The sequence below is a fragment of the Occallatibacter sp. genome, assembly GCF_049510455.1.
Taxonomy (GTDB): domain Bacteria; phylum Acidobacteriota; class Terriglobia; order Terriglobales; family Acidobacteriaceae; genus Telmatobacter.
The window spans coordinates 1-10,145 of the sequence record NZ_JBEKYX010000126.1 but is presented as its reverse complement, the minus strand read 5'-3'; the positions used below and the strand labels follow the sequence as shown (position 1 = coordinate 10,145).

Genomic DNA, 10,145 nt, shown 5'->3' with positions numbered 1-10,145 from the left:
TCCGGCAACCCTGAAACCGCCGGCACATTCACGCAGCCCGTGCCGTATTCCGATGGACAGGCGGGGCACTTTGAGCAGACGGGTGGACTGGGAACCAACGAGTCAGGTGGCCCCATTGGCGTGGGAGATGGCTGGTATTCCTACAACCTGGGCGCGTGGCATCTTATCTCGCTCAATATCGAGTGCGAGACGCAGCCGGGCGGTTGCTCGAACTCCGGCTCCTGGTTTGCCGCCGAACTTGAATGGCTGAAAAAGGATCTTGAGGCGAATCACTCCGCGTGCACACTGGCCTACTGGCACCAGCCCGTATTCAGCCCTACGAACGGCATCGCCGTACCCGAGGGCCCGACCGCTGTGGCCTTTTGGCAACTGCTCTATCAATACAATGCCGACCTGGTGCTGAACGGACATGACCACCTCTATGGCCGCTACCGCCCGCTTGACCCCTCCGGAAAATCCGATCCAAAGAAAGGCATTCGCGAATTTGTCGTGGGTACCGGCGGCGAGACACTCGATCCAGTCGTCACAGCCACTGTGACGTCCGGCGCAAACGAAACAAACATGGAAGATCCCAGCGGCAACGTGAACTTCAACGCAGAGAATCTCGAAGCGGGAACCGGGCAGTTCTGGGGCGTGATGGGATTGACGCTGAATGAGAACGGCTATGCGTGGGATTATGAGTCGGCGTTGAAGGATCCTGCACAGCCAACAGGTCCGGCTACTTTCAGCGACAAGGGCGTGGGCACCTGCCACGGCGGAGCGAACAGGTTCTAACCGGATCGTCTTCGCCGCGTTAGGCTTGACCCTGCTTCAGTACAAGTTCCCCCTTTGCGAGAGATTGCGAAGGGGGAACTTTTTTTGACTGCCACGGTTTGAATTCCTGCCTAACCGGCGCCTCGATGCATAATTCGAAACTGTCCCTTTCGAAGGTGCCCTTAACGCTAGATGCCGCCTGATGCCTTACTATGTCGGGGGAAGGATGTGTCATGCGTTATTGGGCTAAGCCGGTTGGTGGGTTGGTATTGGGTTGTGCGATTGCGGCTCTGATGGCTGCTGCTTCTGTGTCTGCGCAGACTGTGGTGGAGGCTGCGCGGGTTGCGGCTGAGGTAAATCGCGTTGCGGGGAATCTGCCGGAGCAGTCGAAGAATGTGATTACCCGGCTTACCTTGCTGCGTGAGCTGCCGGATGGCGAATGGAAGACACATTCGGGCGACCTGGCGCATGGCGAGGCTGTGGATCTGAACGAGAGCGATTGGAAGCCGATTGCGCATAACTCCAAGGCGCCGAATGAGGCTGTGTGGTTTCGGCAGACGTATACGGTTCCCGCCACTCTGAATGGCTATGACTTGACCGGCTCGCGCATCTGGTTCCAGTTCAATGCGTATGCGAATGGGCCGATGCCGGAGATTGTCTATTTCAATGGGCGGCGCGTGGCGCTTGGCGACGATCTGGAGCCGATTGTGCTGTTTGATAAGGCGAAGCCCGGTGACAAGGTGACGGTGGCTGTGAAGCTGCTGCATACCGTGGACGAAAAGAACTTCCAGAACGCTACGCTTGAGATCAACTACGCTGATGGGCGGCCCAACCCGGAAGATCTGCGCGAGGAGTTCCTGGTAGGCGCGCTGCTGGTGCCTTCGCTTGCTCCCAAGGATGCGGCGAAGATGCAGATTCTGAATGATTCGGTGCAGACGGTTGATCTGGCGGCGCTGGAGCAGAAGGACCAGGCGAAGTTTGATGCGAGTTTGAAGGCTTCGCACGCGAAGCTGGAGGCTCTGTTGCCGCTGATGGAGACGGCTAGCTTTCATCTGACGGGCAACTCGCACATTGATGCGGCGTGGCTGTGGCCGTGGACTGAGACGGTGGATGTGGTGAAGCGCACGTTTGGCACCGCGCTGCAGCTTATGTATGAGTATCCGCAGTACACGTATACGCAATCTGCCGCGGCTTATAACGACTGGATGGCGCAGAAGTATCCGGATATGAATGCGGAGATCAAGCAGCGCATTCAGGAGGGCCGTTGGGAGATTGTGGGCGGCATGTGGGTGGAGCCGGATTTGAATATGCCGGATGGCGAGAGCCTGGTGCGGCAGCTTTTGGTGGGCAAGCGGTGGTACAAGCAGGCATACGGCGTGGATGTGCGGATTGGGTGGAATCCGGATTCGTTTGGGTATACGTGGCAGTTGCCGCAGATATACAAGAAGTCGGGTATTGACTACTTTGTTACGCAGAAGATGACGTGGAATGACACGAATCAGTTGCCGTTCAAGCTGTTCTGGTGGGAGTCGCCGGATGGTTCGAAGGTGCTGAGCTATTTTCCGCATGATTATGCCAACGACAACTTGAGCCCTGTGCGCCTGGCTGCGGACCTGAAGCAGGCGCGGGAGCGCGCTCCGGGGCTGACGAGCATGATGGACCTTTACGGCATTGGCGATCACGGTGGCGGGCCTACGCGGGCGATTCTGGACCAGGGTGTGCATTGGTCTTCGCCATCGTTGCCGCCGCATGTGGTTCCGCAGATGCCGTTTGGGCTGGCGCAGAGCTTCTTCTCCGATGTGGAGCACAGGATTGCGCCGATGAGCCAGGTTTGGAACTACCAGACGATTGCGCATGGGTATGTGCCGCCGAAGCCGGTTGAGGGTAAGATTTCGATTCCGACGTGGAAGAGCGAGCTTTACTTTGAATATCACCGCGGGGTGATGACCAGCCAGGCGAATCACAAACACAATATGCGGACTTCGGAAGAGGAGGTCTTGAATGCTGAGAAGTGGGCTTCGCTGGCTTGGCTGGATGGGAAGGAATATCCGGGGAATGAGCTGACGGAGGACTGGAAGAAGGTGCTGTTCAACCAGTTCCACGATCTGGCTGCGGGTTCGGGTATTGGTGTGATCTATAAGGATGCGCAGAAGGATTATGACTATGTGCGGCTTTCGACAGATGCTATCTCGGACAAGTCGCTGATAACGGTTGCGGAGCGGATCGACACAGGCAAGAGTTCTATGGCGCCGGTGAAAGGAGAACGGATACAGAAGGTTGTGGTTTTCAATCCGCTGGGCTGGGCGCGCTCGGGTGATGTGACGGTGCGCATTCAACCCACGGACCCCAAGATGCGCATGGTGCTGGTGGCCGATGATATGGGGCGCTATATTGCATCTCCTACGGTTTCCGGCACGACGGAGGAGCCGTCAGGTGAAATCCGGGTTCACGTGGATGATGTGCCTGCGCTTGGGTACAAGGTGCTGAGCATCATCTCGCCGCCGCCTGCCTTCAATCACATTATGCAGGCGACACAGGCGCGCGAGGAGGACAATGCGTATGTGCTGGAGAATCGGCAGGTGCGCGTTGCTGTGGATAAGGCCAGCGGTTGCATCACGAGCCTCAAGGCCGGAGATACGGAGATGCTGGCTTCGGGCGCGTGCGGCAATCAGTTGCAGTTCTTCAAGGACACGCCGAAAGATTACGATGCGTGGAATGTGGATCCCGGCACATTTGATGCTGCCCCGCAGATGATTGCGAAGGCTGATTCAGTTGTGTCTGTGAAGCTGGCCAATGGCACGCCCGCGATCAAGGTTACTTACAACTGGCAGAAGTCGAAGTTTGTTCAGACGATTAGCCTGGGTGCAACGTCGGACATTGTGGATGTTGAGAACGACATCGACTGGCATGAGGCGCATGTGTTGCTGAAGGCTTCGTTCCCCGTGGCAGCCACTAGCGAGTTTGCTACATACGAGATTCCTTATGGGTCGATTGAGCGCACGACTTTGCGGACCAATAGCTGGGAGAAGGCGCAGTTTGAGGTTCCGGCGATGCGGTGGGCTGATCTGGGCGATGGGAAGCATGGGCTTTCGATTCTGAACAAGGACAAGTATGCGTATGACGCGGTGGGGAACCAGTTGCGGATTACGCTGCTGCGCTCGCCGAAGTGGCCTGATCCGGATGCCGACATGGGGCATCAGCACTTTCACTATGCGATCTATCCTCATGCGGGGACGTGGAAGGATGCGCTGACGGTGCGGCATGGGTGGGAGTATGACTATCCGCTGGAGGCTGTGGTGACGACGGCTCATGCGGGTTCGCTGCCGGCGGAGCACTCGTTTGCTTCCGTGACGCCGGAGAATGTGGTGCTGACGGCGGTGAAGAAGGCTGAGGACTCGAATGGCCTGATATTCCGTGTGTATGAGTGGGCGGGGAAGTCTTCTACGGTTGAGTTCCATGTGCCGAAGGGGGCTAAGGCTGCTACGGTGACGAACCTGATGGAGGCTCCGCAGGGGAAGGCGCTGGCGGTTGCGGGGGATGTGGTGAAGACGCCGATTAAGCCGTACGAGATTCTTACGGTGAGGGTTGACTATTAAGGCAGGGATCAGGGATCGGGGATCAGGAAGTGCAGATTGGCGAGTAGGCAGAACGTTTGCTTTTGTGCTATCCCAGGTCCAGAAACAGGGACCTGGGGCACCCGGATGTTGTGGTTGAGTGAAGGAAAACAGAAGCAGATTGTTGAGTTCTGGTAGGCTGTGATTGGAGGGGCAAGATGAGCTTTATTACTTCGCCATTTTTTGTGGTTCCGGTGATTGCAGTGGTGTTTATTGTCTGCATCCTGTTTGCTACGGGCTCGAAGGAAGATGGGTATCAGGAGCACGGGCACTAAACAGGGGTCAGGTTTCAGAGATCAGGGGTCAGAAGGCTGCAGCGATTTAATTCGCGGCGGCCTTTTACGTTTTTGGAAGAGGCTGGGAACCGGGCTGGGCTGAGGCGCGTATTCTGCTGTGGAAGAGGAGAGCGTGCGATGGGAATGCGTGGATTCTGGATGGCGGCGGGTTTGGCGGCGGTGGTGCTGGCTGGATGCCGGATCAATGTGGACAAGGGAGCGAACGGCGAAGAGAAGAAGGTCCAGGTGGATACGCCGTTTGGCGGAATTCACATGAATACGGATCAGACGACGGCTTCGGATGTGGGACTGCCGCTGTATCCGGGCGCGACGCTGGTGACGAACGACGAGAAGCACAAGTCGGCGGATGTGCATATTGGCTTTGGCGAGTGGCAACTGCGAGTGCGCGCGGTGAGCTATGGAACTCCAGACGATCAGGACAAGGTGGCGGCGTTCTACAAGAAGGCGCTGGGCCGGTATGGCGATGTGCTGACGTGCAAGAACAAGCAGCCGGTGGGTACTCCGACAACGACCGCGGAGGGACTGACCTGCGCGGACGACAGCAACAAGACGGTGAATGTGAAGGTGTATGACGACAGCGAGAAGGACAAGGGCATGAACTTTGATATTCACGATGGGATTGAGCTGAAGGCGGGATCGAAGCGGCACCAGCATGTTGTGAGCGTGCAGGACCAGAAGGAAGATGGAAAGACGGTATTTGCGATGGTGGCGCTGGATCTGCCGGCTGGGATGGATAAGGGGAACTAAGGACGAGTAAGGCCGCGAATCCGGTGGGATTCGCGGCCTGTGTGTTTGCGGCGACAGTCCGCACGGCTCAAGTTCATGGTATTCCTGAATCAAAAAAAGGCGGCTGTGGGAAAACCACCATTTCCACGAACGGGGCAACCGCCCCGGCGTAACAGAAATTCGGAGTGCTTTTCCTGGGCGCGGCCAAGCGAAACGGGGGTAAGATAGCGAGCCAGGAGGAGAACAGGATGAATGCTGATCGCTTACTTCGCATTGCGTTAATTGCCGTCGGGCTGATTTTCGTTTTCGGTATTTATCTGCTGGGTATCGTTTGGCCTTCCGGCTGGACGTGGGGACAGGTCCATTCTCACTACCTGCATATGATCCTTGGAGTTTACGCCACGCTTGGCGTGTTTCTGCTGCTGGCTTCGCGCAATCCACAAGCCAATAGAAGCCTCATCTGGTTTACTGTGTGGTCCAGCGTGGTGCATGGGGCCATTATGGCCGCGCAGTCTTTCAGGGACCCTATGGAAAAAGGCCATCTGGTTGGGGATGTGCCTGCGCTGTTCATTGTGGCTATCCTGCTGGGTGTGCTCATGTGGCGAGTAGAAAAAACCGTGTAATCGGATTTCTTTGGTCCTTGATGCGGCGAGAAGTCAGCCGGCGCATGACATGCTCGACGGCGGCAGGTTCTTCCCTGCGCCGGAAAAACGGCTAATCACCTTACGGACGAGTGTTTCAGCAAGCATACCCAATCAAGGCAAAGTGGCCGTATTCTGGTCGCGGCGAGCGGGCAAGAGAGCTAGAAGAATCAGCCCTATGATGGCGAAGATGATTACGTCTGTGAAGTCGCGGTGGATGCCGCGATTCCAGGATTGAATGGTTTCGATGGTCATTACGGTGGCGTGGCCCAGGTTCCACAAGCTTGTGAAGAGGATCAGCGAGCGATTTGCCGAGGGGTTTCTGGCGGCGAGGATGAGAAACGGGCCGAGCACGATGAAGACGCTGAGGAACATGGGATTGGTTTCATTGTGCTTTTCTACGAGCCATCTGGCTTGCCACAGATCGGTGTAGAGGAAGTAGACGAAGGCAGTAAACAAGAGTCCGATCGCTACCAGGAAGATTTGCAAGATGCGTTCGCGTTTCATGTTGGCCTCGTTTGTGGAATCAGGTTTCGCACAGTTTGGTCTTTTGTGCCTGCTTCGTCAACTACGGTTTGGCGCATCTTTGTGTTCCACCCACCTCTAGTTCCGGTTATGTACAATTTGCATCAAGAACGACAATCCCTGAAGATTCTGGAGCTTGATTTCTGATGCCAGTGAAGTGTTTTCGTATTCCGGCCGCGGCTGTACTTGGCGCGGCAGTGTGTTTGTATGCGGCTGACAAGCCTAAGACGGCTGCTGCACCTGCGGCCACCGATCCGTATGCCGAGGTTCAGCCGCTGACGGAGAAGCTGGATCTGGCGATGTATCAGCGGATTCGCGATGAGGGGCTGAACCACTCGCATGTGATGGAGTTTGGGACGGCGCTGGCGGATGGGATTGGGCCGCGGCTGACGGGTTCGCCGAATGCGAAGAAGGCGAATGAGTGGACGCGCGACACGCTGACGAAGATTGGGCTGGAGAATGCGCACCTGGAGGACTGGGGCGAGTTTGGGCTGGGCTGGCAGCAACTGAATACGTGGGCGCGGATGGTGACGCCGGATACGGCCGTGCTGATTGTGCAGGCTACGCCGTGGTCGCCTTCGACGGCTGGCGCGGTGACGGGCGATGTGGTGTTTGTGAGCATCCAGACTGAGGCCGATTTCGACAAGTACAAGGGCAAGCTGGCTGGCAAGGTGGTTTTGTTTGGCGCGATGAGGGAGGTTCCGCCGGTGGACAAGGCGTTGTTCTCGCGCTACACGGATGCGGAGCTGGCGGAGATTGCTTCTTTCCCGGTGAGCGCGGGTGGCGGCGGTGGTTTGACGCCGGATATACAGGCGCGGCTGCGGGAGCGGATGGAGCGGCTGCGGCTGATCGACAAGATTGTGCAGTTCTTCACGGATGAGAAGGTGGCTGCGGTGATTGAGCCGAGCCGCGATGCTTCGAATGGCGGTGGATCGGGCGGAACGTTTTTTGACGATAACGGTGCCACGCTGGGACGGACGCCGTATCACGCGGATACGCGGGTGAATGTGCCGGTGGTGGTGGCTGCGATTGAGAGCTATGGGCGGCTGTATCGGCTGACGCAGGCCAAGGCGCAGGTAAGCGTGGAGATCAACGTGGAAACGAAGTTTACCGGCGAGCATGAGCATGGATTCAATACGGTGGCGGAGATTCCGGGAACCGATCCTGCGCTGAAGGATCAGGTGGTGATGGTGGGCGGTCACCTGGATAGCTGGATTGCCGGGACGGGCGCGACGGATAACGGCGCAGGCACGATTGTGGCTATGGAGGCGGTGCGGATTTTGAAGGCGCTGGGTGTGAAGCCGCGGCGGACGATCCGGATTGCGTTGTGGACGGGTGAGGAAGAGGGAATATTTGGCTCGCGCGGGTACTGCGTGCAGCATTTTGGTTCGGCGAAGTTGTCGGACGCGCCGGATCAGAGGCAGTTGCCGGATTTTATGCGGCGTCCGGTGGGTCCGCTGGAAGTAAAGCCGGAGCAGAAGCTGATTTCGGCTTACTTTAACGTGGATAACGGAAGCGGCAAGATTCGCGGAATTTATACGCAGGGCAATGCGATGATTGCGCCGATCTTTGCGCAGTGGATAGAGCCGCTGAAGGATCTGGGCGTGACGACGATTACCAATCGCAACACGGGCGGCACGGATCACTTGAGCTTTGATGCTGTGGGGATTCCGGGATTTCAGTACATCCAGGATGAGCTGGATTACGAGACGCGGACGCACCACTCGAACCAGGACACGTATGAGCGGCTGCAGCCTGCGGATCTGAAGCAGATTGCGACGGTGGAGGCGATTTTTCTTTACAACGCGGCGCAACGGGAGCAGATGCTGCCGCGCAAGCCGCTGCCGAATGCGGTGGAAGAGCAGAAGGCAAGGGAATCGCTGGATATTTTCCCGAAATAGTGGTTGGTTTTTTGTGGCTCGTGATTCGACGAGAGGCCGTGAATCCTTTGGGATTTGCGGCCTTTGTTTTTGAGAGTGCGAGCTTCAGTCATCCGTGATTCGAAAAGCGGGCGGCGGGGGTGTTTTTATGCCGTCTGACAGGTTGCTCGGCGGGGCGCGCTATGCTAACCTTTATTTCTGTGCCGTGATGTGCGCGGAGCGGTGTTGTGTCCGTGGATTTCAGGGTTTCCGGAGCAGTTTTTCCGGGGTGGTTGGGCGGTTGGAAAGCAGTCAAGACCGCTCGGTAGGGCTGGCGTAGCTCAGCTGGTAGAGCATCTGATTTGTAATCAGAGGGTCGGGGGTTCAAATCCCTTCGCCAGCTCCACTCTAGGGGCATTTGGGAACTGAACGGCAAGGAAGATTAAAACCGGCGTATGAGGTTTCAGACGCCGGGCCTGTCCTGAAGCGGTGATCCCACTGAAGGCCATGAGCGACAAGCCGGAATGGCTCCGGTGGAACGCTGGTGCGCGGAAGGTGAATCGAACAAGGCGGGACGGAGATGTTTTCAGGCCGGGAGATTTGGTCTCCCACCCTGGCGGCAAGGACAAAAACGCCGCGAGGGTGGGGTGCCCGGAAGATGCACAGGTGGCCGAGCGGTTAATGGCAGCAGACTGTAAATCTGCCACTCAACGAGTTACGGAGGTTCGAATCCTCCCCTGTGCACCAGGTTTTGTTGAGGGTTGGACGATGGGCGATTTGAGTCCGGAGAATCCCGCGGTTGGGATGGCAAGTCTGGACAGAAAATACTGGATCGCTCTGGGGCTGTACGCGGTTCTGGCTGTGCTGGCGTGGTGGACGATTGGCGGCGGCACGGTGGCGGTGTTTGGAAGGCAGATTGGGATCCGATGGATTCCGGTCTTTATTTTGGGAACGTTTGCCTTCCGGACGTATATCGCCATGCAGGCGGAGCGGGTACGGCGCAGTAGCAGTGAGTAAGGTTTGTAGGGCTGATGTAGCTCAGATGGTAGAGCACTCCCTTGGTAAGGGAGAGGTCACCGGTTCAATCCCGGTCATCAGCTCCAGAATTACAGGGATCAGGGATCAGGGATCAGGGATCAGAAAATACGCTGAATGATTTGCGCGAAAATTCTGATCCCTGAAACCCGACCCCTGACCACTGGCTTTGCGGGAGTAACTCAGTGGTAGAGTCACAGCCTTCCAAGCTGTTGGTCGCGGGTTCGAGTCCCGTCTCCCGCTCCAGATTTTAGAAGCTTGGGTTTTAGAAGCTATACGAGGGTTCGGAAACGATGTACGAGCAGGCGACGATCGCGGTACAGGACGAAAAGACTTACGCAAAGTTGCATTCGCTTCTGGATGCGGCGTTCGATGCGCGGGATGTGGATGTTCTGCTGAGCCGCGTGGCGAAGTCGAAGTTTTCGATCCGGAGTTTTGAGGAAGTTTTGAACCGGGGCTGGCTGGGCAAGGAAGCGCCGGCGCTGTACGGCGCGTTATCTGTGAGCGACCAGGGGTTGACTCGCGAGCGGTATCTGAGGCTGGTGGAAAAGGTGCCGGGTGAGCTGCGGCAGAAGTATTTCAAGGCGTATGCGTATTACGCGTGAGCCGGATGAGATTGAGGGCTGACGGTTAACAGCCGGTAGCTAAATTTGAAAGTTAAACGGAAGGAACGGACAGGGCAATGGCGAAGGAAAA

The 10,145-nt window shown here is 57.1% G+C and carries 8 protein-coding genes and 4 tRNA genes; 11 read left to right on the top strand and 1 reads right to left on the bottom strand.

Annotated features, from left to right (window positions below; genetic code table 11):
* The 4 genes from ABSG47_RS18645 to ABSG47_RS18630 all read left to right on the top strand — a co-directional run.
* A partial coding sequence (locus ABSG47_RS18645) for a metallophosphoesterase family protein (RefSeq protein ID WP_424171313.1) occupies positions 1-774 on the top strand: 774 nt, incomplete at its 5' end.
* Positions 775-986: 212 nt separating this feature from the next.
* Positions 987-4,349: an alpha-mannosidase gene (locus ABSG47_RS18640; RefSeq protein ID WP_424171311.1), complete on the top strand. Its 3,363-nt coding sequence runs from the start codon at positions 987-989 to the stop codon at positions 4,347-4,349.
* Positions 4,350-4,780: 431 nt separating this feature from the next.
* Positions 4,781-5,410, top strand: coding sequence for a hypothetical protein (locus ABSG47_RS18635; RefSeq protein WP_424171310.1), 630 nt, complete (start codon positions 4,781-4,783; stop codon positions 5,408-5,410).
* Between the two features lie 227 nt (positions 5,411-5,637).
* Positions 5,638-6,012: a DUF6632 domain-containing protein gene (locus ABSG47_RS18630; protein ID WP_424171308.1), complete on the top strand. Its 375-nt coding sequence runs from the start codon at positions 5,638-5,640 to the stop codon at positions 6,010-6,012.
* Between the two features lie 132 nt (positions 6,013-6,144).
* Here ABSG47_RS18630 and ABSG47_RS18625 read toward each other — a convergent pair whose 3' ends face one another.
* A complete protein-coding gene (locus tag ABSG47_RS18625) occupies positions 6,145-6,537 on the bottom strand; it encodes a DUF6632 domain-containing protein (RefSeq protein WP_424171306.1) in 393 nt (130 codons plus the stop codon).
* A gap of 164 nt (positions 6,538-6,701) precedes the next feature.
* Between ABSG47_RS18625 and ABSG47_RS18620 the strand changes: the two genes are divergently transcribed.
* The 7 genes from ABSG47_RS18620 to ABSG47_RS18590 all read left to right on the top strand — a co-directional run bounded on the left by ABSG47_RS18620 (position 6,702) and on the right by ABSG47_RS18590 (position 10,054).
* Positions 6,702-8,456, top strand: coding sequence for a M20/M25/M40 family metallo-hydrolase (locus tag ABSG47_RS18620; RefSeq protein WP_424171304.1), 1,755 nt, complete (start codon positions 6,702-6,704; stop codon positions 8,454-8,456).
* 288 nt (positions 8,457-8,744) lie between these two features.
* Positions 8,745-8,820, top strand: a tRNA-Thr gene (locus ABSG47_RS18615).
* Positions 8,821-9,074: 254 nt separating this feature from the next.
* Positions 9,075-9,161: transfer RNA gene (locus tag ABSG47_RS18610), tRNA-Tyr, on the top strand.
* A 21-nt stretch (positions 9,162-9,182) separates the two neighbouring features.
* Positions 9,183-9,431: a hypothetical protein gene (locus tag ABSG47_RS18605; RefSeq protein ID WP_424171303.1), complete on the top strand. Its 249-nt coding sequence runs from the start codon at positions 9,183-9,185 to the stop codon at positions 9,429-9,431.
* Positions 9,432-9,441: 10 nt separating this feature from the next.
* Positions 9,442-9,517: transfer RNA gene (locus tag ABSG47_RS18600), tRNA-Thr, on the top strand.
* 103 nt (positions 9,518-9,620) lie between these two features.
* Positions 9,621-9,695, top strand: a tRNA-Gly gene (locus ABSG47_RS18595).
* Positions 9,696-9,742: 47 nt separating this feature from the next.
* Complete coding sequence (locus ABSG47_RS18590; RefSeq protein WP_424171301.1) at positions 9,743-10,054, top strand: hypothetical protein; 312 nt, start codon at positions 9,743-9,745, stop codon at positions 10,052-10,054.
* Positions 10,055-10,145: the final 91 nt, after the last annotated feature.